This is a genomic window from Actinophytocola sp. (genome assembly GCF_050699935.1).
Taxonomy (GTDB): Bacteria; Actinomycetota; Actinomycetes; order Mycobacteriales; family Pseudonocardiaceae; genus Actinophytocola.
The window spans coordinates 1-22818 of sequence record NZ_JBOHGB010000116.1; the positions used below are offsets into that span (position 1 = coordinate 1).

Annotated in this window: 26 protein-coding genes and 1 pseudogene; 15 read left to right on the plus strand and 12 right to left on the minus strand. The window is 70.8% G+C overall.

The window, feature by feature from the left end:
* Both ACRDTB_RS28160 and ACRDTB_RS28165 read left to right on the plus strand, forming a co-directional pair.
* Positions 1-358 (plus strand): annotated as a pseudogene (locus ACRDTB_RS28160) (gfo/Idh/MocA family oxidoreductase); the annotation flags it as partial.
* Positions 351-761: a DUF6917 domain-containing protein gene (locus ACRDTB_RS28165; RefSeq protein ID WP_431435141.1), complete on the plus strand. Its 411-nt coding sequence runs from the start codon at positions 351-353 to the stop codon at positions 759-761. The pseudogene ACRDTB_RS28160 and the gene ACRDTB_RS28165, both read left to right, overlap by 8 nt.
* Positions 762-814: 53 nt before the next feature.
* Here the strand turns inward: ACRDTB_RS28165 and ACRDTB_RS28170 are convergent, their stop codons facing one another.
* Both ACRDTB_RS28170 and ACRDTB_RS28175 read right to left on the minus strand, forming a co-directional pair.
* Positions 815-1348, minus strand: a complete 534-nt coding sequence (locus tag ACRDTB_RS28170) for an EF-hand domain-containing protein (RefSeq protein WP_431435143.1) — start codon at positions 1346-1348, stop codon at positions 815-817.
* A 112-nt stretch (positions 1349-1460) separates the two neighbouring features.
* The gene (locus ACRDTB_RS28175) at positions 1461-1796 is read right to left on the minus strand and encodes a hypothetical protein (RefSeq protein ID WP_431435145.1); all 336 of its coding nucleotides are present in this window, start codon (positions 1794-1796) and stop codon (positions 1461-1463) included.
* Positions 1797-2072: 276 nt separating this feature from the next.
* Between ACRDTB_RS28175 and ACRDTB_RS28180 the strand changes: the two genes are divergently transcribed.
* From ACRDTB_RS28180 to ACRDTB_RS28195, 4 genes are all read left to right on the plus strand, one after another.
* A complete protein-coding gene (locus tag ACRDTB_RS28180) occupies positions 2073-2891 on the plus strand; it encodes a hypothetical protein (RefSeq protein WP_431435146.1) in 819 nt (272 codons plus the stop codon).
* A gap of 24 nt (positions 2892-2915) precedes the next feature.
* Entirely contained in the window at positions 2916-3233 is a 318-nt protein-coding gene (locus ACRDTB_RS28185) for a hypothetical protein (RefSeq protein WP_431435148.1), read from the plus strand.
* Positions 3234-3361: 128 nt separating this feature from the next.
* Positions 3362-5617 carry an Hsp70 family protein gene (locus ACRDTB_RS28190; protein ID WP_431435150.1) on the plus strand — a complete coding sequence of 752 codons (2256 nt, stop codon included), beginning with the start codon at positions 3362-3364 and terminating at the stop codon, positions 5615-5617.
* Positions 5614-7863: an Hsp70 family protein gene (locus tag ACRDTB_RS28195; RefSeq protein WP_431435151.1), complete on the plus strand. Its 2250-nt coding sequence runs from the start codon at positions 5614-5616 to the stop codon at positions 7861-7863. Before ACRDTB_RS28190 ends, ACRDTB_RS28195 begins: the two co-directional genes overlap by 4 nt.
* Before the next feature lie 9 nt (positions 7864-7872).
* Here the strand turns inward: ACRDTB_RS28195 and ACRDTB_RS28200 are convergent, their stop codons facing one another.
* Together ACRDTB_RS28200 and ACRDTB_RS28205 are read right to left on the minus strand one after the other, a co-directional pair.
* On the minus strand, positions 7873-8319 hold the full coding sequence (locus ACRDTB_RS28200; protein ID WP_431435153.1) for a DUF1707 SHOCT-like domain-containing protein: 447 nt from the start codon (positions 8317-8319) through the stop codon (positions 7873-7875).
* 32 nt (positions 8320-8351) lie between these two features.
* Complete coding sequence (locus tag ACRDTB_RS28205) at positions 8352-9071, minus strand: VOC family protein (RefSeq protein ID WP_431435154.1); 720 nt, start codon at positions 9069-9071, stop codon at positions 8352-8354.
* Positions 9072-9164: 93 nt separating this feature from the next.
* Here ACRDTB_RS28205 and ACRDTB_RS28210 point away from each other — a divergent pair, with 93 nt between their 5' ends.
* A complete protein-coding gene (locus tag ACRDTB_RS28210) occupies positions 9165-9575 on the plus strand; it encodes a hypothetical protein (RefSeq protein WP_431435156.1) in 411 nt (136 codons plus the stop codon).
* On the opposite strand, the gene ACRDTB_RS28215 is transcribed toward ACRDTB_RS28210, so the two are convergent.
* The 3 genes from ACRDTB_RS28215 to ACRDTB_RS28225 all read right to left on the minus strand — a co-directional run bounded on the left by ACRDTB_RS28215 (position 9565) and on the right by ACRDTB_RS28225 (position 12760).
* Positions 9565-10689, minus strand: coding sequence for an acyltransferase family protein (locus tag ACRDTB_RS28215; RefSeq protein ID WP_431435157.1), 1125 nt, complete (start codon positions 10687-10689; stop codon positions 9565-9567). The genes ACRDTB_RS28210 and ACRDTB_RS28215 overlap by 11 nt on opposite strands.
* A 102-nt stretch (positions 10690-10791) precedes the next feature.
* On the minus strand, positions 10792-12126 hold the full coding sequence (locus ACRDTB_RS28220; protein WP_431435159.1) for a ferredoxin reductase family protein: 1335 nt from the start codon (positions 12124-12126) through the stop codon (positions 10792-10794).
* Between the two features lie 361 nt (positions 12127-12487).
* Positions 12488-12760, minus strand: coding sequence for a hypothetical protein (locus ACRDTB_RS28225; RefSeq protein ID WP_431435161.1), 273 nt, complete (start codon positions 12758-12760; stop codon positions 12488-12490).
* A gap of 202 nt (positions 12761-12962) precedes the next feature.
* On the opposite strand from ACRDTB_RS28225, the gene ACRDTB_RS28230 reads away from it, so the two are divergent.
* Together ACRDTB_RS28230 and ACRDTB_RS28235 are read left to right on the plus strand one after the other, a co-directional pair.
* Positions 12963-13841 (plus strand): helix-turn-helix domain-containing protein, encoded by an 879-nt coding sequence (locus ACRDTB_RS28230; protein ID WP_431435163.1) that lies wholly within the window; start codon positions 12963-12965, stop codon positions 13839-13841.
* The gene (locus ACRDTB_RS28235; RefSeq protein WP_431435164.1) at positions 13819-13992 is read left to right on the plus strand and encodes a DUF397 domain-containing protein; all 174 of its coding nucleotides are present in this window, start codon (positions 13819-13821) and stop codon (positions 13990-13992) included. Before ACRDTB_RS28230 ends, ACRDTB_RS28235 begins: the two co-directional genes overlap by 23 nt.
* A 234-nt stretch (positions 13993-14226) precedes the next feature.
* Here ACRDTB_RS28235 and ACRDTB_RS28240 read toward each other — a convergent pair whose 3' ends face one another.
* From ACRDTB_RS28240 to ACRDTB_RS28260, 5 genes are all read right to left on the minus strand, one after another.
* The gene (locus ACRDTB_RS28240; RefSeq protein WP_431435166.1) at positions 14227-14556 is read right to left on the minus strand and encodes a hypothetical protein; all 330 of its coding nucleotides are present in this window, start codon (positions 14554-14556) and stop codon (positions 14227-14229) included.
* Positions 14553-15191, minus strand: coding sequence for a DUF6461 domain-containing protein (locus ACRDTB_RS28245; protein ID WP_431435167.1), 639 nt, complete (start codon positions 15189-15191; stop codon positions 14553-14555). The genes ACRDTB_RS28240 and ACRDTB_RS28245 overlap by 4 nt, the downstream gene beginning before the upstream one ends.
* Positions 15097-15294 carry a hypothetical protein gene (locus ACRDTB_RS28250; protein ID WP_431435180.1) on the minus strand — a complete coding sequence of 66 codons (198 nt, stop codon included), beginning with the start codon at positions 15292-15294 and terminating at the stop codon, positions 15097-15099. The genes ACRDTB_RS28245 and ACRDTB_RS28250 overlap by 95 nt, the downstream gene beginning before the upstream one ends.
* A 10-nt stretch (positions 15295-15304) precedes the next feature.
* Positions 15305-15574: a hypothetical protein gene (locus tag ACRDTB_RS28255; protein WP_431435169.1), complete on the minus strand. Its 270-nt coding sequence runs from the start codon at positions 15572-15574 to the stop codon at positions 15305-15307.
* A 218-nt stretch (positions 15575-15792) separates the two neighbouring features.
* On the minus strand, positions 15793-16512 hold the full coding sequence (locus ACRDTB_RS28260) for an FAD-binding oxidoreductase (protein ID WP_431435170.1): 720 nt from the start codon (positions 16510-16512) through the stop codon (positions 15793-15795).
* A gap of 188 nt (positions 16513-16700) precedes the next feature.
* On the opposite strand from ACRDTB_RS28260, the gene ACRDTB_RS28265 reads away from it, so the two are divergent.
* The 6 genes from ACRDTB_RS28265 to ACRDTB_RS28290 all read left to right on the plus strand — a co-directional run.
* Entirely contained in the window at positions 16701-17537 is an 837-nt protein-coding gene (locus ACRDTB_RS28265) for an ABC transporter ATP-binding protein (protein WP_431435181.1), read from the plus strand.
* A 57-nt stretch (positions 17538-17594) separates the two neighbouring features.
* Positions 17595-18575 carry an ABC transporter substrate-binding protein gene (locus ACRDTB_RS28270; protein ID WP_431435172.1) on the plus strand — a complete coding sequence of 327 codons (981 nt, stop codon included), beginning with the start codon at positions 17595-17597 and terminating at the stop codon, positions 18573-18575.
* Positions 18576-18607: 32 nt separating this feature from the next.
* Positions 18608-20701 (plus strand): iron ABC transporter permease, encoded by a 2094-nt coding sequence (locus tag ACRDTB_RS28275; RefSeq protein WP_431435174.1) that lies wholly within the window; start codon positions 18608-18610, stop codon positions 20699-20701.
* 195 nt (positions 20702-20896) lie between these two features.
* Positions 20897-21331 (plus strand): helix-turn-helix domain-containing protein, encoded by a 435-nt coding sequence (locus ACRDTB_RS28280; RefSeq protein WP_431435176.1) that lies wholly within the window; start codon positions 20897-20899, stop codon positions 21329-21331.
* A complete protein-coding gene (locus ACRDTB_RS28285; RefSeq protein WP_431435178.1) occupies positions 21328-21840 on the plus strand; it encodes a hypothetical protein in 513 nt (170 codons plus the stop codon). Before ACRDTB_RS28280 ends, ACRDTB_RS28285 begins: the two co-directional genes overlap by 4 nt.
* Positions 21833-22818 (plus strand): MAB_1171c family putative transporter (locus ACRDTB_RS28290; protein WP_431435179.1); only part of this gene is annotated, 986 nt, incomplete at its 3' end. The genes ACRDTB_RS28285 and ACRDTB_RS28290, both read left to right, overlap by 8 nt.

The window sequence follows — 22818 nt, forward strand, 5'->3', positions numbered from 1 at the left end:
CACGGTGACCTCCGCCGACCTCACCCGGGACGCCCGCGGCGTCGACCGGCGGGCGACGATCCGGCTCCGGGCGGCGGCCACACCCGCCACCGCGACGGTCGAGCTGGACTGGTCGCATCCGGGTGAGGTGAAGGACATCGAGGTGCGGCTGCGGGACGGAGCGGTGCTGGGCGCGGACATGCTGGCCGGGTATCAGGGGTTCAAGGACTCGTTGTGGCACGAGTACGCCGGCATCCTCGGCGACTTCGTCGCGGCCGTGGCTTCGCGCGGGAACGGGCCGGGCAACGGTCTCGCCGGGCTGTCGCTCGTGGACGACAGCTACCGCCTGGCGCGCGGGGAGGTGGCGGTCGATGCGTGAGGACGGTGCGAAGCGAGCGGTCGCGGGGGTGGTGGTGAAGGTGCTCGTCCACCGTCGCGAGGACCGGGGCATGCGGCTGGAGCCGTTCGCCAGCCGGTGCGTGCGCAGCGGGGAGGTGCACGAGCTGGTCACGACCGACCACGGCGAGACGGCGGCCGGTTCGCGCATCGATCGGGTCGGGTTCCTCGGCTTCCTGGAGGTCTCGGCGGCCGGTGTCATCGACCGCGGCGACGAGCTGTGCGTCGAGGGCCAACCGGTCGGCACGGTGCTCGGGTTCGACGCGTGCCACGTGCCCAACCACTACAACATCCTCGTCCGCACCGCCGTGCCACGCACCGGGCCCGAGCTCGGTCTGCGACCGGAGCAGCGAGTCGTGTTCCGCCCGGCCGCGAACGGCGGCTGACCCGACGGAAGGGCGGGCCGCCACCAGGTGACGGCCCGCCCTTCCATGGTCGCTCAGCGACCGCCGAGCAGCGACACGTCGCTGGTGCCCGCGTGGAAGTCCCGCACGGCCTGGATGAGCTCCTCCACTGACAGATGCCCGTCCCCGCTCGTGTCGAGCTTGCGGAACGCCGAGTCGGCCTCGGAGACCGGCACGCCGACGGCACCGAGCCAGCGCTTGAACTCCGACGGGCTCACCTGGCCGTCGCCGTCGGTGTCACACAGGTTCACGATGGCGGTGATGGTGGGGCGGAGGACGCGGTTGAAGCCCGCGTCGCCCTGCTCGAACATCTGGCTTTCCACGTACTGGACGAACTGGTTCTCGGTGACGCCCTGCCGTGCACCGACGTGGCGCGCCATCTGGTCGTACATGCCGAGGTATGCGTCGATCAGCGCCCGCCCCTTGGGCGACGACACCGACTCACCGAAGGCCTTGAGGATGCGCTGCGCCTCCGCCTCGTAGTCCGAACGCTCGATGTATCCGTTTCCGTTCACGTCCCACTTCTGGAAACGCTGCTTGAGTCGATCGTTCCTGACGGCCGTGGTCATTTGCATATCCTCCTTGGGAATTTCTCGGAAAGGAACCCATTTCGTGTCTAGTCCACCGATCCCCGACATTCCAGTCGCACATACGGGTGAACAGACATATTTCGAATAGGAATCAAGCCTTGAAGCTCGCGGACAGCGGTGCCAGATGCGAGCCGCTGCCCGGTGGGACGACGATGCTCGGCGTCAGGCACAGCGGGTCGGCGTACACCCGGACGAACGCGTCGGTCTGGTTGGTCAGCACATGGGCGAGCGGCGGCAGCTTGATGCACCCGGAGGGGTTCACGAACCGGGTCGTCGACGTGAACTCGTGCTCGAAGACCAGCACGACCCCCTTGGCCGCACCGGCACCCGTGCCCGCCCGCGGCTCGGCCTGGGCCATACCCGACCCGTAGCCGACGAGAATCGCGGCCGCCACGACACCGAACAGCGAACGAACAACGCGACTCATGACCATCTCCCCGATTTATGGTTACCTCGTGGCCGTTTCGAAATTACCAGCGTCGCGGCTGGCCCGCGTTTGCGGCGGCGGGCATAACACCTAATGGTGTTCATCGCCCGCGGATTCCGTCGTTCGTTTGGTCAATTCGGCCAACGCACCGAAGGCGGACGGCTGCACCGAGCGTGGCCCGAAGCGGCGAGACGGGGTGAGCAATTGCCGTGGCCACGCACGCTCGGTGACCACGAAATGGCGAGTGGGCGGCGTACGTCTGGAAGCGGTTCGGCGATGCCGGGATACTTCGGTCCCGTGCTGATCGCGTCGGTAATCATCGTGCTCGCGCTCGTCGTGGGACTGTTCGGCAATCGACTGCTCCGCCGCCGGGAGAGTGACGACGCGCTGTCCGTCACCGACCTGATCAGTCCACTTGAGACACTCGCGGTCCTGATCCTCGCGTTCGTGCTCGTCGGCGCCGCCGAGTCCTACAGCGAGGCCGAGGACGCCGCCGCCACTGAGGCGGCCACTGTGGACCATCTGTTCGAGACCGCGGACTACGCGCCGGCGTCCTACCGCGAGCCGCTACAGGCCGCCACGGTCTGCTACGCGAGGTCGGTCAACCACTACTCGTGGCCCGCCATGGTCGATGGCACCGACTCGTCCGTGCCGAGCACCTGGACGACCGAGATGCGCAAGCACTTCAAGCAGATGGCCGTGAACGACGACGGCACAGTGTTCGAGGTCCTGGTGAACACCGACCGGGACCGCTCGGAGGCCCGGCAGACCCGGGTGAGCGAGTCCACCCCGGCGATTCCGGACATCGTGTACTGGTTCATGGCCATCACGCTCGCGATCACGGTAGCCGGATACGCGTACTCGGTCCGGCTGCGCGACGGCAAGGTCCACCTGCTCGCGATGGCCGTGATCACCGCGTTGTTCGTCGGCTCGTTGCTGCTGATCCGCGACGTCGACACGCCCTACAGCGGCCCGATCCGGATCGATCCGTCCCACATGGACTACACCGAGCAGGACGTCTCCGAGGACTTCACCGCCGAGTACGGACCGAACCGGCTGCCCTGCGACGAGCACGGCGACCGCACGCAGGCCTGACCCATTCGACCCAAGGGAGTACAGATGTCCATCCGCCGCACCGCCCTGATCGCCCTGACGGCGGCGACCATGCTGACCGCCGGCGCCACCGCGTCCGCCGCGGCCGAGCCCGACACGCCCCAGGTCGTGGCCTTCATCGGCGACTTCCTCCCGACAGAGGTCTGGGACGAACCGACCGGCTGTAACGCCCTCCCGATCGGCACGCATGTCGTCTTCAACGAGACCGACGCGCCGATCACCGTCTACGTCGACCCGCTCTGCCTCATCCCGCTCGCGCCGTTGGCGAAGCTCGAACCCGGGCACAGCATGCACGTCAGCGCGGTGGGCAGCTTCCGGGCCTGAGCTGCGACCACCACGCCTCCCGGCGACCGCGGGGCGGGACAATGCGTGCCGTCGAACGGCGGGCGGGGCTGCGGAACGCCTCGGGCCGTAGCACGGTCTGACTCGTTGTTCGCCCGAAGGAGGTCCCGGTGGGGCAGGTCACCGCAGCAGTTGATTTCGGCACCTCACACACGGTTGCCGTGGTGTCCGGCCCCGGCCTGCCCGCCCGGCTGGTCACCGTCGACGGGCAGCCCTGGTTCCCGTCCGCGGTGTTCTGGACCGGCCGCGGCGACGCGGTGGTCGGTAGCGACGCACTGCGGCTCGCACGGACCGAGCCCGCCCGGCTGGAGCCTCGACCGAAGTCCCGCGCCGCCGAGCCGGAGGTGCTGCTGGGTGACGCCGTCGTGCCCACGACGGTGCTGGTGCGCGCGGTGCTGGCCCGCGTCGTCGCCGAGGCGTCCAGGACCGCGGGCTCGCCGGTGCAGCACCTGGTGCTCACGCATCCGGCGAACTGGGGGTCGACCCGCATCGGGGCCCTGCTGGCGGCGGCACAGGGCCTGGCGCCCCGGCTGTCCACGGTGTCGGAGCCGGTCGCGGCGGCGGCCTGGTTCGCCGGGCAGCACGAGTTCCCGGTCGGCGCGTCGCTGGGCGTGCTCGACTTCGGCGGTGGCACCTGCGACGCGGCCGTGATCAGGCGGGAGCCGGCCGGGTTCACCGTGGCCGGCTGCGCGGGGCTGCCCGACCTCGGTGGGGACGATCTCGACCAGCGGATCGTCGACTGGATCCGGGCGGACGAGCCGGTCCTCGCCGACCTGCTCGACGACCAGCAACGATTACGTCCGGAGCAGATGGCCGCCCTGCTGCGTTTCCGGGAGGACGTGCGGACCGCCAAGGAGGTGCTCTCCCGGCACCCGCAGGCCGAGATCGCGCTACCCGAGGGGCTGCCGGACAGGCTGCTCACCCGCGCGGAGTTCGAGCGTCTCGTGGGCGCCCACCTGTCCCGGGCGGTCGAGCTGCTCACCGGGGTGGTGACCGGCTGCGGGCTGGCTCCCGGCGACCTGCTGGCGGTCCACCTGGTCGGCGGTTCGAGCCAGGTGCCGCTGCTCGGCAGCCTGCTCACCCGGGCCACCGGAACCCACGTCCGGCTCGACGACACGCCACAGTCCGTCGTGGCACTCGGCGGCCACGCGGTGACGCTGGCCGGACACGACGGTCAGGCCACGACTCCGACCGCCCCACCCACCGAGCCGGTCGGCACCGGCCACCCGGTCACCCCCGCCACGCCCGCCGGCGACCCGCCCGCCCGGCGCTGGCAGTGGGCCGCCGTCGCGGTGCTGACAGTGGTCGCCTTGACGCTGGTCACCGCGCTGAGCCTCGGCGGGAACCGGACCGTCGCGGGCGAGGCTCAGGCCGCCGCCGGGACGACCGAACGGCTCACCCTGCCCCCGCCGGCCGAGGGCGAGCCGATCGCGGTGGCCGGCCGCTCGACACAGCGGCTGCCGGTCGCCGCGCAGGGCCAGACCGTCACCTACGACGACGGGGTGTCGGCGATGACCTGGCGGCTGGACGCGTTCGTCGACTCCGCCGAGCAGAGCGAGGAACTGGCGCGCGCCGGCGTCCGGACCGACGACGCGCACCGGCTGGTCCTCGTCCGGATCACCGTCGGCGCGAAGACCGAGGAGGCCAGCCCCAGCGAGGTCGAGGCCGAGACGTACGTCGTCGACGACCGCGGCCTGATGATCGGCGCGGCCGAGAACTTCCGGATGCCGGGCTGCCCGGAGCGCGATGGTTCGAAGAAGCTGAAACCGGGCGAGGAGCGGCAGGTGTGCCTGGCCTTCCGGGTCGCGCGGACCACGCCGATCACCGAGGTGGCGCTGGCCACGGTCAGCACGCGGCGGCCGGAGAGCAGCACGCCCGAACGGCTCGCCAGCGGTGCCCGAGTCCAGGTGAGCGGCCAGCGGGTGGACGGCGCGCCGCAACCGGTGCCGGGCGGCGCCCTGCCGCTCGGCGTACCGCACACGTTCCGCTCCGGCGACGCGCCGACCTCGACCGCGGACGTGGCCGTCGTCGATCTCGTGCGGAACCCATCGGCCTACTTCGACAGCGAACCGATCGGCCTGCCCGGCAGCCGTGGCGTGCTGGTGCGGCTGGCGGTCCGCGCGCCGGAGGACGCCGAGTCCCTGCCGCCGCTGCTCGTCTCCCTGCACGACGACCGCGGCACGGCGATCGACGAGGCCGCCTCGGCGATCGTGACCGGCCAGGACTGCAGTCCCGAGCACGAGATCGCGGGGCGTTCCGGCGTCCAGCAGGTGTGCCACCTGTTCGCGGTGCCGACCGGAACACCGGTCCGCGACGTGGAGATCTCGAGGTACGGCACGGACGAGACCGTCTGGCGGCTGTCGTGACCGGGAGCGAGCTGACCCTCGCGGTCGACTTCGGCACCACGCACACCGTCGCCGTCGCGAGCCGGGGCGGCGCGGCGCCGCGAGTGGTGAGTGTGGACGGTGCGCCGTACCTGCCGTCCGCCGTGCTGCTCGGCGCCGACGGCGGGCTCGTCGTCGGCGGCGACGCGCTGCGGCTGGGCCGCTCGGCCGGGCACCGGCTGGAGTTGCGGCCCAAGTCGCGGCTGGACGAGGACATGCTCCTGCTCGGCAACACGCCGGTCGACGTGCTCGACATCGTCCGGGCCGTGCTGGGCCGGGTCTGTGCCGAGGCGGCCAGGCAGGCCGGCCGGCCGGTCGGCCACCTGGCGCTGACCCATCCGGCCGACTGGGGCGCCGTGCGGCTGGGCCGGCTGTCCCGCGCGGCCGCGGGTCTCGCGCCGCGGATCAGCCTGGTGGCCGAGCCGGTCGCGGCCGCGGCGCGGGGTGGGCTCCCGGTCGGGGCGGTCGAGCTGGTGCTCGATCTCGGCGGCGGCACGTGCGACGCCGCGGTGGTTCGCCGGGACGGTGCCGGCTTCGCGGTGCTGGCCTGCGCCGGACTCCCCGACCTCGGCGGCGACGACCTCGACCAGCGGATCGTGGACCACATCCGCGCGACGCGTCCCGAGCTCGCGGACCGCATCGCCGCTCCGTCCACAATGGACGTCGGGGCGATCAGGGAGGCACGGTTGTTCCGCCAGGACGCCCGTGCCGCCAAGGAGTTGCTTAGCCGCCACGAGTCGGCGAAGCTGACGGTTCCCGGGCTCGCCCAGCCCGTCGAGCTGACCAGGAACGAGTTCGAGGCACTCGTCGAGCCGGACCTGCGGCGGATCGTCGAGCTGGCACGCCGGGTGCTCGGTGAGGCCGGTGTGGACAGGTCCACACCGCGCGGCGTACACCTGGTCGGCGGCACGAGCCGGATCCCCCGGCTCGCCATGCTGCTCGGCGAGGAGCTGCGGCTGCCGGTGCACCCGGACCCCGAGCCGGAGGCTGGCGTGGCCTGGGGTGCGATCGAGCTGACCGCGGCCGCCGACGCCGCCGCGCCGACCGCGCCGGCCGGTACGCCCCCGGCCCACCCACCCGCCGGCATTGTCCACAATGGAAGAAGCGCTCGCGGTCCGCTCGCCGCCGGTGTCGCGGTGGTCGTGGCGGCCACGCTGGCCGTGGTCGGCACGCAGCTGTCCGGCGGGCAGGAGGTCGGCGGGAGACCGGTCGCGGCGTCCGCCGCCCCGGCTCCGCCGAGCTCGTCGGTTCCGTCCGGTTCGGACACCACGCCGACGTTCCCGCCCCTACGGCCGGGCAAGGCGGTGGTGGGCGCGGGCGCACCCAGTCCGACCGTCGTACCCGCCGGCGAGAGCGGGTTGTTCAAGGCAACCGGCACGTACGAGGGCGCCACCGAGATCCAGGAGGAGGTCCGCCTCCAGCAGGGCGAGGTCGCCGACCTCCAAGCGCCGGCCGGGTACCGGTGGGTGGTGGCGAAGGTCGAGGTGACGTTGCGGGTCGGCGACGAGCTCCCGTACGGCGACGGGCACAACGTTCACCTGCTCGACGACCGGGGCCAGCTCGTGGACTCGGCGAACCGTGCCGGGGAGGTCACCGTCGACCTGTGCGGCTCGAACCAGCAGAACCTGCCCAGGACCGAGAACGGCGGGTCCCGGACCGAGTGCGCGGTGTTCCTCGTCCCGGTGGCCACCGCCGTGCGCGGCGTGCTCTTCGACGACCGGGCCATCGATCCGACCGGCGAGCACGCGCTCCTGTTCCCGATCAGCGTGCCGGCGGCCGGTCCGGCAGTGCTGCCCACGGCCGCGGGGCAGATCGGGGGCCCGCCCGTGGAGGTGCGGGCGGGCTCCGGCTACGCCGAGATCGGCGTCGCCGACGTGATCGACGAGCCGTCGGCGTACCTCGTCGACCCCAAGCCGCCGCCCGGCACCAGGTTGTTCGTCGTGCGGTACACGGTCGCCGCCAGCGGTGCGGGCACGGTGCGGACCTTCGACGTCCAGGACGGCATGCACGTGCTCGACGACCGCGGGATGCTGGTCCCGTTCGACGTGTTCGTCTCCTACCGCCAGCGGAACTGCCCCACCCCGGCCGAGGAGCTCGGCGAGGGCGACTCGACACAGGGCTGCCTCGTGTTCGGCCTGGCGAAGGACGCCTCGATCAGCCGGGTGGTGTACCAGCCGCGCCTCGAACGCGACGACCCGGCTCGGTGGACGAGCTGGCAGGCACCCTGACCCGTTCGGCTACCGGTGGTCGTGCCGGCCCTGGCCGAACCGGCCGAGCACGCCGACGAGCATGGGGATGAGGAGCCAGACCGGCCAGAAGTACTGGACCTGACCGGAGCCGAGACTCGACACCAGCCAGATGACCGTGCAGACGACGAAGACACCACCAAAGCCGCCCAGCCACGCCCGGACGACCTGACCGGCGCGCGCGGAGGACACCCGCGGCGCCGGCGCGGCCGGCCGCTCCGCCACGTCGGAGTCCACTTCGGACCGCGGTGACAGGGCGGCGCCGGGCAGATCCTCGAGCAGGCGGTTCAGGTCGCCGTAGGTCTTGGCGGCGTACGTCTGCTGCAGGCGCTCGTCGTACTCACCGAGATCCAGCCGGCCCTCGTCGAGCGCACGCTTCAACGCGTCCGCGATCTCCTGGCGGTCACTGTCGCCGGCCCGCATCTCGTCACGACCCATGACGTCCAGGATGCCACCGGACCCACCGCGGATCAGGCGGCCGGCCTGGTCAGGCAGAACGGGTGCCCGGCCGGATCGGCGAACACTCGGGACGACTCGCCGCCCTCGAGCCGGGCCGCGCCCAGCTCCAGCACCCGCCGCTCCGCGGCATCGAGGTCCTCCACCAGGACATCGAGGTGGGCCTGCTGCGGCGCCGCCGGGTCCGGCCAGCGCGGCGGCGTGTACTCGGCGACCTGCTGGAACATCACGTTCTTCCCGCCGCCGGTGATGAACGCGCCCTCGGGGCCCTCGTAGGTCAGCTCCATGCCCAGCAGCTCGGCGTGGAAGCGGGCCAGGCCGGACGCGTCGGGGGCGTCGATCGTCACCGCGAACAGCCCGATCCCCGGACCGGCGCCGTCCCGCTGGCAGAGGTCGAACGGGTGTCCGGCCGGGTCGGCGAGCGTGATCCACGAGGGGCCGTCTGCGAGCCGGGTGGCGCCCAGCTCCACCGCTCGCCGCGCCGCCGCCTCGTGCCCGTCGACCGTCAGATCGAGGTGGACCTGCTGTGGCAGCTCCTGGCCGGGCCACCTGGGCGGGATGTGGTCGGGGGCGCGCTGGAACGCGACCTCTTGGCCGTCGCCCACGCGGAGGGTGATCCACTCGCCTTCGTCGCGCACGGTCTCCCAGCCGGCGAGCGCGGTGTAGAACTCGACGAGCCGCTCAATGTCCGCGGCGTCGAACGCGGCCAGCTCCAGACGTCCAATTCCGGTCATGCGCGCATCATGCTCCCCGGCACCGACATTTCCCAGCGCCCCCGGGATTCGCGTCCCTATCCCGGGTCACGCCACCGGCCCGATCCTGATCTCATGAGACTGATTCCCGGCGTCGCGATGCTGGGGGCTCTGCTCCTCGCCCCGGCCACCGCATCCGCCGAGGCCGCCTGCGGCACCACCCCCGACCAGTGGGTCGGCAGCTACACCGGCACCGGGACCTCGACGATCAACATCACCCCCGGGCCGGTCGTGGACATCAACGGACCCTACGGAGACTGGACTCCCGACGCCTCCCCGGACCTGATGGACGGCACGCTGACCTTCTTCGTGGAATACGCCGTCTACATCCCGCTCAAGGGCACCTTCCGCACCACCAGGGACTACACACCGACCCAGGTGACCTGCGCCGACGGCCAGGTGAGCGCGTTGCGCGGCACCTACGAGTGGACCTCGCGGTTCTACGAGTTCAGTTCGGGCGAGAAGTCGTTCGCGGTCAGCCGGTAGTTCGGCCCGCGGCCGCCTTGTCTGTTGTGGACGGTCGCACGCGGCGGCGGACCGTGGTCGCCAGCCCTAGGATCGCGCGCCGCAGCAGTGGGGCGAGCGGGCGTTCGACGTACCGGTGCACCAGCCAGGCCAGAAGGATCATCCCAGCGGTGACCAGGACGACCAGCAGCGGCGCCGGCATGCTCTCCCGCGTCAGATAGAGCACGGTCCCGCCGACGTTGAAGTGCAGCAGATACAGCGGGTACGTCGTGGCGCCGATGACGACCAGCCAGCGTCCCCGGATCCACCCCAGCCAGCCGAGCGCGACGGCGGCGATCAACAGGAAGCACACCGCCATCAGCACGACCGCCGGCCACCTCGGCACGGCCGCGCCCGGGTCGGTCTCGAGGCCGGCGCGGAACAGCGCCGCCGGAACGGACAGCAGGAACGAGGCGCCGACGATCCCCCACGTCACGAGCGTCGGCCCGAACCGGTACATGAGGTAGCACCCGATGCCCCCGGTGAACAGCGGCGCGTAGTCGGTCATCAGCACCTGGTGCAGGAGCGTGCCGTCGGGTACCGCGGCCTTGACCACGGTCACCGCGCCCAACCACACCCCGCAGAACGCGACCACCCGCCGGTAGTTCAGCCCCCACCACACGACCAGCGAGAACAGCAGGTAGAACCGCAGCTCCGCCCACAGGGTCCAGTAGACCTCGGCAACCGGGCGCACCCCGAGCGGCTCGTGGAACATCGTGAGGTTGACCAGCGCGCTGTCCCATCCGACGGGCTCCTTGACCCACGGCCAGACGGTCGGCAGCGCGGCGATGGCGACGACGGACAGCCAGTACGCGGGATACAGGCGGACCGCCCGGGACGTCAGGAACCTGCCGACCCCGCGTCCCCAGCTGCTCATGCAGATGACGAAGCCGCTGATCAGGAAGAACAGGTGGACGCCGAGCCAACCGTAGGCGGCGGGCTGCCCCGGGAACAGCTCCGCGGCCGAGTGGTCCCAGACCCGGTCCATGGCGGTGAAGTGGTACGCGAGGACCGCCATCGCCGCGAGGAACCGCAACCCGTCGAGTATCTCGAGCCGAGGGCGCGCCTGGCCCTCGACGTTCCCGTTGACCACCATCCGCCGCCGGTCACCCTTCCCCGCCGTCCAGCGCCCGTCCGACTGCCTGTCCCACTACACACGTAGGGCGGCCGTGGACGGTTTCACCCGGGCGCGGACGACTCAGGCGAGGCTGAACTTCTCGGCGTGCACCTGCTGGTTGGGCACCCCGAGCGCGCGGAGGCTGGTGAGCACGGCGGACGTCATGGCGGGCGGGCCGCACACGTACACGTCGCGCTGGGTGAGGTCGGGGACCAGGTAGTGGAGATTGCGCGGATCGAACGGCGGCGCCCCCTGCCCGGTCCGGCCGGTGAGCAGGTGCAGCCGCCCGCCGCGGGCCGCGACCAGCTGCTGCACCTCATTGAGCAGCACGGCGTCGTGCTCGCTGCGCACCCGGTAGAGCACGACGACATCGCCGCCCGAGCGCTCCTCCAGCAGCGCACGCACGGGGGTGATCCCCACGCCGCCGGCGATCAGCAGCGCACCCGGCCGGGTTCGGTGCAGCGAGGTGAACGCGCCGTACGGGCCCTCGAGGAACACCCGGGTACCGACCGGGAGGTTGCGCAGACCGGCGCTGGTGTCGCCGACCGCCTTGGCGGTCAGCCGCAGCGAGCGGCCGTCGGGTGCCGCGGACAGCGAGAACGGGTTCGCCGGCCACCAGTGGTTGTGGCCGGGGAACCGCCAGATGAAGAACTGCCCGGCGCGAGCCGGCAGCTGGTCGAGGTGGCGGCCGGTGACGTACACCGACACGACGTCGTTCGACTCCGGCATGACGGCCTCGACCCGGAACTGGTGGCGGGCGTTGCGCCACACCGGCACGACGATCCGCCCGACGATCAGCGCGCCGAAGGCGAGCAGCCACAGCGCCCACCAGTAGGCCATCGCGAACGGCGAGGACTTGAACGTCGTCGTCTCGAGGAGCTGGTGGGTGAACGCCAGCCCCAGCGCCAGGTACAGCAGCAGGTGCAGGCCGTGCCAGGTCTCGTACCGCAGCCGCCGCCGGACGTAGCGCATGGACAGGACCGCGACCACGACGATGAGGGTGGCGGCCGACATGCCCAGCAGCGAGGCCGGTACCCCGGCCAGCGCGACGAACGTCTTCGCCATCGAGGTGTCGTCCAGCGTCGCGTAGCCGAGCACGACGATCGTGGCATGGGTGAGGACGGTCCACAGCAGCGTGAAGCCGACCCACCGGTGCCACACCGTCAGCCGGTCCATGCCGATGCGGCGGTCCAGCCACGGCAGCCGGGCCACCAGCAGCAGCTGGAACATGAGGATGAGGGCGGCGTGCAGACCGAAGAACTTGGCGACGGTGAGGATGTCGTTCTTGCCGGCGCCCGCGGTGAAGAACAGAACCTCGACGATCGCCACGTTGACGACGACGAACGCCCACAACGCCCACCGCGCCACCACGACCGGTGGGGTACCTCGCCGCACCTGCTGACCCGTCGCCACCATCACTACCTCTCGTCGCCGTGTGGCCCCCGGTCCCGGCGCCCGCGAGGCCACCGACGACCACGTCGAAAGTCGGTGCCCAGTATGTACGGATCGCACGCGCGGCGGACCCCATCGGCCACATCCGCGACCGCGTCATCACACAGCGCGACCCGGACCCGGGCCTCGTCCGCTCAGTGAACGCGGTGTCGAGGCAATCCGTTACACCTCCCGGACCGGCACCGGCACCGGGCCTGGCCATGGCGCCGGCCCGAACCAGCCGGAGCGCGGAGCCTCGGCAGATCGGCCTTCGGGTCGTCTGGAATCGGCAGTGCCAATAGCTCAGGGATGTCGAGCCAGAGCCGCTTCTCCGGCGGGTGGGGGCTCATACCGGCTGATCCGCGACCTGGCCGAGCGCGGCCTGCTCTCGGGCGTCCCACTCGGCTTCTTCCTGCTCGGCAAGAGCCGACATCTCGGCCAGCGCCTTGCCGCCCAGCTCGATGAAATCCCGAAGCGATGCGAAGTTGAAGAAGAACTCGAACGGCTGGCTCTTGCCACTCGCCGTGAAGTACACGTCGTCGCTGCCGTTGACGCTGTAGGAGATGTCGCAGCCCTCATGGATGCCGACCCATGAGTTGACTACAAGATTGCCGTACATGGTCTTGTTCCTCCCGTTCGGATCAGGTCGATGCGTCCGCCGGAACCAGTGGGGAGGGTTCTCGAAGGGCGTCCACCCTTCGCTACCCTTGTCCACATCCGGGCGCATCGTCTACGTTCAGAATGACTGTATCGTAGACAGTCGGCAATGCTCCAATCGGGCGACCCGTCTCTGTTCACTCTGACCGACTAGGATGTGTCTTATGCCTGTAGTCACCGAAGGCGTGACGCCCCGAGCACGGGCGCTAGCTGCGGCTATCCGGGAGATCCGGGTACGTACCGAGATCAGCGGACGCAAGCTCAGCGCCCAGCTCGGATTGAGTCACGGCACGGTGTCGCACTGGGAGACCGGCCGGCGAGTCCCCACCGTCGAGGACGTGGCGGCGTTTCTCGCTGTGCTGGGAGTCGTGGGCGGGGAGAAGGACCGTGTCCTCGACCTCGCCCGCCACGCGGCCGAGCCGAACTGGCTCACCGTGGGCATGCCCGGCATCCCTCAGCAACTCGCGGGTGCGTGGGAATGCGAACGCGCGGCGTCGGCCATTGTGCAGTGGACGCCAATGATCATCCCCGGCTTGCTGCAGACCCCGGACTACGCCCGCGCTGTCGCCGCCGCGGCCGGCCTGCCCGAGGGCGAGATCGAGTCCCGGGTCATGGTCCGCAACAGCCGGCGCGAGGTCATCACACGTCGTAACAGTCCGGTGGTGTTCGAGGCGCTGATCTGCGAGGTCGCCCTGCGGGAGGTGATCGGCAGCACGGAGGTGCTGGCTGAGCAGCTCCGCTGGCTGATCGACATGGCGAAGCGGAAGAACGTGACCGTGCGGGTCGTGCCGCTGCGTGTCGGCTGGCATCCCGGGTTCGCCGGGCCGTTCGTGCTGTACGACTTCCCGGACGCACCGCCAGTTCTCTACTTCGAGCACTACAGCTCGGGAGCGTTCGTGCCGGACGCCGATGACGTGCAGGCATACCGTGAGGCCGTGGAACGGCTCCACGAGATCGCGATGAGCCACACCGCCTCGACGCGGCTCATCACGGATATTGCCAAGGAATGGAGCATGCGACATGAACGCGACACGCTGGCGTAAGAGCACTCGTTCCAACCCGAACGGGGACTGTGTCGAACTGGCCCACACTCTCGATCGGGTTCGCGACAGCAAGAACCCCGACGGATCGGTCCTGCCGGCAGACCTTCCCGCGCTCGTGGCGGCGGCCAAGGCTGGTCTGCTCGATCACTGACGAACAACTGATTGGAGCCCCCCGGCACGGCTCGCCGGGGGGTCGGCAAGTCGCGTCGGTGCAGGTCAGGCTTACTACACCACACATCGCGGTTGGTAGACCGCGATGTCCCGGAGGCGTCCTTGAGGTCGCTGGGCGTCCTGAAGGCGTCCTTCAAAGCTCGTCCCGCTCCCGATGAGCACCGGCAACGTCCCGTCGTCATCCGGCCGTTGTAGCGTCCGGTTCGTGGCAGGGTCAGCGGGCTCCGGCTTGTTCTGCGAAGTGGAGGACAACGGCCTTGGCTCCGGCGGCGATCTCGTCGGATAGGGCGTATCCGCGAGGGTGCACGGGGTGGTTCATGATCCAGATCATGGCGTTCTTGATGATCTGGTCGATATCGCTCGGGCGGAGCAAGATGGCTTCTCCGGCGTGTAGAGATTGCGGCGGCTGGTACTGCCAGAGTCGATAGAACCGCCCTTCCTCGTCATTGAACGCGAGGTGCCTGTCACCGTGAGGGTTGATGAGCGCGAACGTCCATGGAATGTCGTTCGGACCGGGCATCCACGGGCTCTCCGGCTGGGTCATGATTCTCCGTTCAGCTTGTCGGCGTTCTCTACATCCCGGTACAGCGCGTGAGGATCAGGAATCTGGTAAGTGGGGTATTGTTGCCCTAGCCAATAGGGGTCGAATGCTTCGCCGGTCTGTTGTTCCATGAGTGCGAGACAAGTTTGGCGCACCACCGCCGTGTCCGGCTCGGGTCCGATTGCCCATGGGGGTCGAACTTCGCCCGATTCTTGACTTGGTGCGATGGGGTAGAGCATTTCAAACCGTGCCGTGATCGCGCCGTCTTTCGCTTCGGTGACGAGTCCGAATGCGTTGACGTTCCAGTACACGCTGAAGAAATGCCCACTTTCCGTTGAAGAGCGTCGGGCTATCTCTGGGTGACTCCCACTCCATCCGTTGTTTTCGACGGTCACGACGTGTCGATCGTGCTCGAATATCTGCACGTGGTGTCGGAGTTCGAGTGGGTCTTGACCTTGCAGGTCGCGCAATTGGCCGAAGTTGTGGTCACCGACCAGGCTGTCTCCCTTGGCGCCATAGACAGCCGCCACGTCGGCAGCGGTCTTATCGGCGATGACTGCGACAGTCCACGCTTCGATCTCCCTTGCCCAAGCGTACTTGCGTACTAGGTCGCCAACCGGCATGTTTTCTTCTAGCATAGACCTTGATCCTTAGCGATATCATTCCACCCTGGCAGCCGTTCTCTCGGCCTGGTACCTCCTCGGTACGCGCGCCTTCGCCACTTTCATTTGTTGACGCCATGGGGTATTCATCACATTGCCCGCCGTACTTCCCATGCAAGCTGTGTATTCCGCGCTATGCAGGGAATCTTGTTGGCATCAACAAGGAGAACGTGCAGGTCTCCGCACCGCTTGTCGGTCAGCATCTGGGGTGTCTCACATTGCTTGGCGTCCGACTCGGCGTCGCGGGCAACCATCACCCGCGAGTCGCCCTCACCGAGGATCGCCGTCCCGCCGCCGGTGAACAAGTCGGTCACGGTGTCGATGACCTTCTCGCCGCCGAACACCGCAACAGCCGCCACCAGTCGATTCGAGTGTACGAGGGGTACCGACACGACTACCGTTCTGAGCGAGGTCCGCTCGCGTCCCCGAGGGGCCATGTGCGTCAGTGAGCGGCCACGCCGTGGGATCAGGTGGGATCAGATATGGCCGCTCAGGGGCGCTCAGTGCCGCGCGTGGCCGTTATCACACACCTTTGACCTGCGTGGACACGTGTCCCCCAGCTCGGACCCACACATTGCTACTTGATACCGGCCACCCGCCACAGCGGGGCCAGCGCGCGCCGGGCGTCCTCGGCGGAGCCGGCGTACATCCCGCGGACCGCCAGCGACTCCTTGGTGAGCACGAGGTTGGCGCTCAGCTCGTCGGGCAGGCCGGCGGCCCAGTCCCGGTAGAACGCCAGTACCTCGGCGGCGCGGTCGAGCGGGAACGTGGCCACGCCGGCGTGCACGGTGCCGACCGGGTGCAGGCGGAACTCGAGCCGGGTGACCGCGCCGAAGTTGGCGCCGCCGCCGCGAAGCGCCCAGAACAGGTCCGGGTCGCGGTCCGCGGACACCGTGCGCGGCACGCCGTCCGCGGTGACGACCTCCGCCCGCACCACGCTGTCGGCCGCGAAGCCGTACCGGCGCGACAGCCACCCCAGGCCCCCGCCGAGCGTGTAGCCGGTGACCCCGACCGTCGGTGAGGTGCCGGACAGCGGCGCCAGCCCGAACGGGGCCGCGGCGGTGATGACGTCGCCCCACCGCGTACCGGGCCCGACCCGCGCGGTGCGCCGGTCGGGGTCGATCAGCACGCCGGCCATCCGCGAGGTCGTCACCACCACGGCCCCGTTCGGGCTGCGGCCGTCCTGCGGCATGGGTCCACCGTGGCCGGTGGCATAGACCGTGAACGGCAGGTTCCGCTCGCGCGCGGTGAGCACGGCGCCGCGCACATCGGCCGGGGCGCTGGCTTCGACGATCATCTCGGGTTCCTTCGGTTCATCCGTCACTGTCACTCACTGGTCGGACAGGCCCGGCCCGAATCGACCCGACGACGGACGAACTTCCGGCGCACGGCGGCCGGCGCGGCGGTGTGGATCGGCACTCGGTGTGACGTGGGCTCACGGGCTTGTAAGTTAGGCAAGCCTTTCTTTACTGTGTCGCTGTGCCCATGAACTCGGTCCCCGCCGCCTCCGGTGTGTCCGCCCGTGACATCGACATCGCCTACGGCCGCGACGTCGTCGTGCACGCCGCGTCGGTCTCCCTCGACGCCGGCTCCGTCACGGCGCTGATCGGGCCCAACGGCAGCGGGAAGTCCACGCTGCTGCGGGCGCTCGCCCGGCTGCACCCACCGGCCGCGGGCGACGTCACCTTCGCCGACGGTGCCGAGCTTCGCGCGCTGTCCAGCCGCGACCTCGCCCGGCGGATCACGCTGCTGTCCCAGCAGCGCAGCGCGCCGGGTGGACTGTGCGTGCGCGAGCTGGTCGAGTTCGGGCGGCACCCGCACCGGTCGCGATGGGGCGGGCGCGACCCCGAGGGGCCGGCGGCGATCGAGCGCGCGATGACGCTCACGGGTCTCGCACCGATCGCCGGCCGGCCCGTGCAGGCGCTCTCCGGCGGGCAGGCGCAGCGGGTCTGGCTCGCCAGTTGCCTCGCCCAGGACACCGCGCTGTTGCTGCTCGACGAGCCGACGACGTTTCTCGACCTGCGCTACCAGGTCGAGATCCTCGACGTGATCCGCGACCTCGCCGTCGTGCACGACGTCGGGGTCGGGGTGGTCCTGCACGACCTCGACCAGGCCGCCGCCATCGCGGACCGGCTGCTGCTCCTGGAGGACGGCCGGGTGACCGCCGAGGGCACCCCGGCCGACGTACTGACCACCGCCAACCTCACGCGTGCGTACGGCATCCGGGTCGACGTCGAGGCCGACCCGGCCGACGGCCGCATCCGCACCCGCGCGGTCGGCCGCTTCAACGACGCCGGTCTGCGCCCGGCCACCGCCGGATGAGCACGGCCGGACGAGTTCGACACACCCACCGCTTGGTCATCAGCAAGTAGGAGAGAGATGCGTACCACCCGTGTGATCATCAGCCTGTCCGCGGCCGCCGCGCTGTCGCTGGCCGGCTGCGGCACCACCGAGGAACCGGCCAGCGGCGACGAGCAGACCGCGCGGGGCGGTGACCCGATCACGGTCGTCGACTCGCGCGGCAAGGAGGTCAAGCTCGACGGCGCGGCCGAGCGCGTCGCGGCCACCGAGTGGAACGGGGTCGAGCACCTGGTGTCGCTCGGCGTCATGCCGGTCGCGGTGTCCGACATCAAGGGCTACGGCCAGTGGACGAGCGCCGCACCGCTCGACGACACGCCGAAGGACATCGGCACCCGCGGCGAGCCGAGCATCGACACGCTGGGCTCGCTGAACCTCGACCTCGTGATCGTCACCGACAGCCTCGTGGAGGGCGCGCTCGAGCAGGTCGAGGCGAAAGTGCCGGTGATCGTCATCAAGGGCGGCGACGCCACGGACGGCATCGACTCCATGTACGAGAGCCTGGACATGATCGCGAAGGCGACCGGCACCGAGGACGAGGCCGCGAAGCTGAAGTCCGACTTCGAGGCGAAGCTCGCCGACGGCAAGGCCGAGGTGGAGAAGTTGGGCATGACCGGCGAGCAGGTCGCGTTCTCCGACGCCTTCGTCGACGCCGGCACGGTCAGCATCCGGCCGTTCGCGAAGGGCTCGCTGGTGTCCGACGTGTTCGAGCGCATCGGCCTGGAGAACCCGTGGCCGATGAAGGGCGACCCGGTGTACGGCCTCGCCCAGGCGGACGTCGAGGGCCTGCGGGAGCTGCCCGACGTGCGGTTCTGGTACATGGTCAACGACGCGTTCGGCGACCCCTACACCGAGGTGCTGGCGAACAACGCGATCTGGAAGAACCTGCCGTTCGTGAAGGGCGGCAAGGTGCACCGCTTCCCGGACTCGCTGTGGATGTTCGGTGGCCCGAAGTCCATGTCGCAGTACGTCGACGCCGCCATCGACGCACTGAAGGCCTAAGTAGACGGCCCAGGTAGACAATGGACTAGACAATGGACACGGTGACGATCGCCCGGCCGGACGCTCCGCCGGAGGTGCCGCCGCGGCGGGTCGGGCGGCTCGCACTGCTCCTCCTCGGCCTCGGCGTCCTGCTCGCCATCGGCTCGGCCGTGCACCTCACGCAGGGCACGTCGAGCGTGGGCGCGCTGGACGTGCTGCGGCTGGTGTTCGGCGGCGGCACGGACGACACCGCGGCGGTCGTCGTCGAGTCCCGGCTCCCCCGGCTGCTCGCGGCGGTCGTCGTGGGGGTCGCGCTCGGCGGGGCGGGCGCGGTGCTGCAGTCGGTGGCACGCAACATCATCGCGTCGCCGGACACGCTCGCGGTCGACGCGGGCGCGCACCTCGCGATCGTCGCGGTGGCCGCGTTCGGGATCGCGGTACCGCTGCTCGGCGCCGCCGGCATCGCCTTCGCCGGGGGGCTCGGCGCGGCGGCGCTGGTGCTTACGCTGGCCGGCACCAGCGGTACCGGGATCGTGCGGCTCGTGCTCGCCGGCACCGCGATCGCGCTCGCGATGATCGCGCTGACGCACACGCTCCTCCTGCTGTTCTCCAACGAGACCCGCGGCCTGTTCGCCTGGGGCGCGGGTTCGTTGGGGCAGAACGGTTTGGACGGCGTGCGGACGCTCGCGCCGGTGGTCGGTGCGGCCCTCGTGCTGCTGCTCGCGATCTCACGGCGGCTCGACCTGGTCTACCTCGGCGACGACCACGCCCGCACCCTCGGTGTCCACGTGGGACGGATCAGGGCCGCCGCGATAGTGCTCGCGGTCATGATGGCCGCGGCCGCGGTGACGCTCGCGGGGCCGATCGGGTTCGTGGGGCTGGCCGCGCCCGCGCTGGTCCGCCTGCTCGCGAGCGCGGTGACCGGGCTGCACCGGCACGCGGTGCTGATCCCGGTCTCCGCCGCCACGGGTGCGGCGCTGGTGATCGGGGCGGACGTGCTACTGCGTGCGTTGATCGGCTCGCAAGGCGCACTCGAGATCCCGACGGGCGTGGTGACCAGGATCCTCGGGGCGATCTTCCTGATCGTGCTGGCCCGCAACGTTCGCGTGTCGGCGGCGACGTCCGAGCCGCCGGCCGCCGGGGCTCGCGGCGGTGTCGGCGTGGCGCGCTACCGGCTGATCCTGGGCACGCTGGTGGTGCTCGCCGTGGGCTCGGTGGTGGGTTCCGTGCTCCTCGGTGACATCCACCTGCTGCTCGGTGACATCGGGAACTGGATCGGCGGGCAGGCCGGCCCGATCGTCACGAACGTCGTCGAGAACCGGGCGCCGCGCGTGGTGGCGGCGCTGCTGGCCGGCGCGTCGCTGGCGCTGGCCGGCGCCGTGATCCAGGCGGTCGCCCGCAATCCGTTGGCGGAGCCGGGAATCATCGGGGTGTCCGGCGGCGCGGGCCTGGGCGCGGTCACCGTGATCACGCTCATACCGGGCGTCGGGTTCTGGACCCAGGCCGGCTTCGCGGGCCTCGGCGCGGCGCTGGCGATGGTGCTGGTGTTCGCCACGGCGGCGCGGGGCGGCTTCGCGAGCGAACGGCTGGTGCTGATCGGCTTCGGCGTGCAGGCCGGCGCGATGGCGTTGATCACCATGCTGATCACGTTGTCGGACCCGTGGAACGAGACGAAGGCGCTGACCTGGCTGGGCGGGTCCACGTACGGCCGGTCCTACGAGCACCTGGTGCCGATGATGCTGGCCGTGCTGCTCGTGGTCCCGCTGCTCGTCCGGACCATGGGCGAGCTGGACCTGCTGTCGGTGGACGACGAGACCCCGCGGGTACTGGGTGTCCAGGTACCGCGGTCCCGGCTGCTGCTGCTGACGAGCGCGGTGCTGCTGACCGGTACCGCGGTGGCGGGCGTGGGCGTGATCGCCTTCGTGGGCCTGGTCGCCCCGCACGCGGCTCGCGTGATCGTGGGCCGCCGGCACGCCCGCGTGCTGCCGGTCGCCGCGCTGCTCGGCGCGATCCTGGTGTGCGTGGCGGACACGATCGGCCGTACGGTGATCGCTCCCGCCCAGCTCCCGGCCGGCTTCATGACGGCGATGATCGGAGCGCCCTACTTCGTGTGGCTGCTCTACCGCAGCCGCGTCCGCACCGCGTAGCGAGACCCGCTCACAACGAGACCACGGTCGTGGAGCCGCCCCCAGGGCGACTCCACGACCGCACGGCGGCTCGCACTTCACCCCAGTTAATGAATCTTGCTGGAGCATAAACCGTTCTAAAAGGACCGTCAACTGACACAGACGGTGGCCGACGGCCCGGTTCACGTCAGCTGGCCACGACGTATGCTGTCGGCCATGCCGGGGCACACCGCCAAGCGCGACCTCGCCGCGAAGGTGGACCACCTGTTCCGCACGGTGCGGCCGCGGGGCGGTGGCGAGTACTCCTTCGAGGAGGTCGCCGAGGCCATCCGCACCAAGGGCGGGCCGACGATCTCCGCGACCTACCTCTGGCAGCTGCGCAAGGGAAAGCGCGACAACCCGACCAAGCGGCACCTGGAGGCGCTGGCGGGCTTCTTCGGCGTGCCCCCGGCGTACTTCTTCGACGACGCGGAGGCCGAGCGCATCGACGCGGAGCTGGCACTGCTCGACGCGTTGCGCGACTCGCCGGTCCGCCAGATCGCGTTGCGCGCCAGCGGGCTGTCCGCGAAGAGCCTGGAGACGATCGCGGAGATGGTCGACCGGGTACGTGAGCTGGAGGGACTGCCGACCGCCCCGGACGACACCCGGTGAGCCCGTCCGGCCATCGGCGACTCCGCAAGCGCTGCGCCGCGCTCGTGCGGGACCTGCCGATGCCGGTCCCGTTCGACGCCCGCGCACTCTGCGAGCGGGTCGCCGCGCGCCGCGGCCGGCCGATCCGGCTGGTCCCCATGGACGGCCGGGCCGGGGTCTGCGGCCTGTGGGTGGCCACCGACACCACGGACCTGTTCTTCTACGAGCGGGTCACCACGCCGCCGCACCAGGAGCACATCATCCTGCACGAGCTGGGCCACCTGCTCTGCGATCACCACCACGCGTCATCAACACGCGGACCGGCGCTCGGGCCGGCGTTCGAGCAGCTGCTGCCCAGCCTCGACCCGCAGATGGTCCACCGGATCCTCGGCCGCGCCGGGTACACGAGCGAGGAGGAACGCGAGGCCGAGCTGCTCGCCTCGTTGATCCGGCAGCGCGCCCGGTCCCACGGCGGCGGCACGCTGACCGACCGCCTGCACGCCGCGCTGGAGGACGGCGCCGATGGGTGAGCTGCTGTTCCGGTACGGGCCGCCCGTCCTCGCCTGGGCGCTGTTCCTGTCGCGCCGCGCCGGGGACGACCGCGCGCGCCGGTGCGTGCGCTGGGTGCTGCTCGGCCTGGCCGTCTCGCTGACCGTGCTCACCCCGGCCGTGTACGAGCTGGCCGCGGAGCTCTCCGGCGTCGGGCACCTGGCCCGGCTCCTCGGTCACGGCGGCATGCTGTTCGCCGCGTGGGCGGCACAGGAGTTCCTCGCGCACATGAACGGGCTGGAGCGCGGATCTCGTTGGCACGCCTGGTGGATCGCCGGCTGCTTCGCGGTGATGTGCGTGCTGTTCGCGCTCGCGCCGAACCTGCGGCCCTGGACGCCGGGCATCCTCGAGTACTGCGTCGTCTACCTCGTGGGGCAGGCGCCGGCGTTCGGCAACGTGATCCGGCTCGGCCTGCGCTACGCCCGGGCGGCGGACGCGACCGCGCTGCGGATCGGCATGCGGCTGGTCGCCGCGGGCACCGCTTGCGCGCTGGTCTACCTGGTGAACAAGGTCGTCCGCACGGCGTCGGCGCGGTTCGAGTTCGACTACGCGGCGGGCGACACGATGCTCGTCGGCACCGCGCTGCCCGCCGCGGCCCACGTGCTCGTGTTGCTGGGCGCCACGCTGCCGGCCATCGTCGGTTGGTCGCACCGCTACCTCCAGTACCAGCGGCTCGGCCCGCTGTGGCGAGCGCTGTACCGGGCCGACCCCGCGATCGCCCTCGACCCGCCCGCCGTCGCGGACGTGCTACAGGTCGGCCGGCTGCGGCTGCGGCTGTACCGCCGGGTGATCGAGATCCGCGACGGCCTGCTGGCCCTGCACCCGTACCGGGATCCCCGGCTCGCGGCGATCGCCCGGGAGCGCGCGATCGAGGCGGGCCTGCACGGCCGCCGGCTCGATGCCGCCGTCGAGGCGGCCGCCGTCGCCGCGGCGCTCCGCTCACGTGCGTCGGGCAGCCC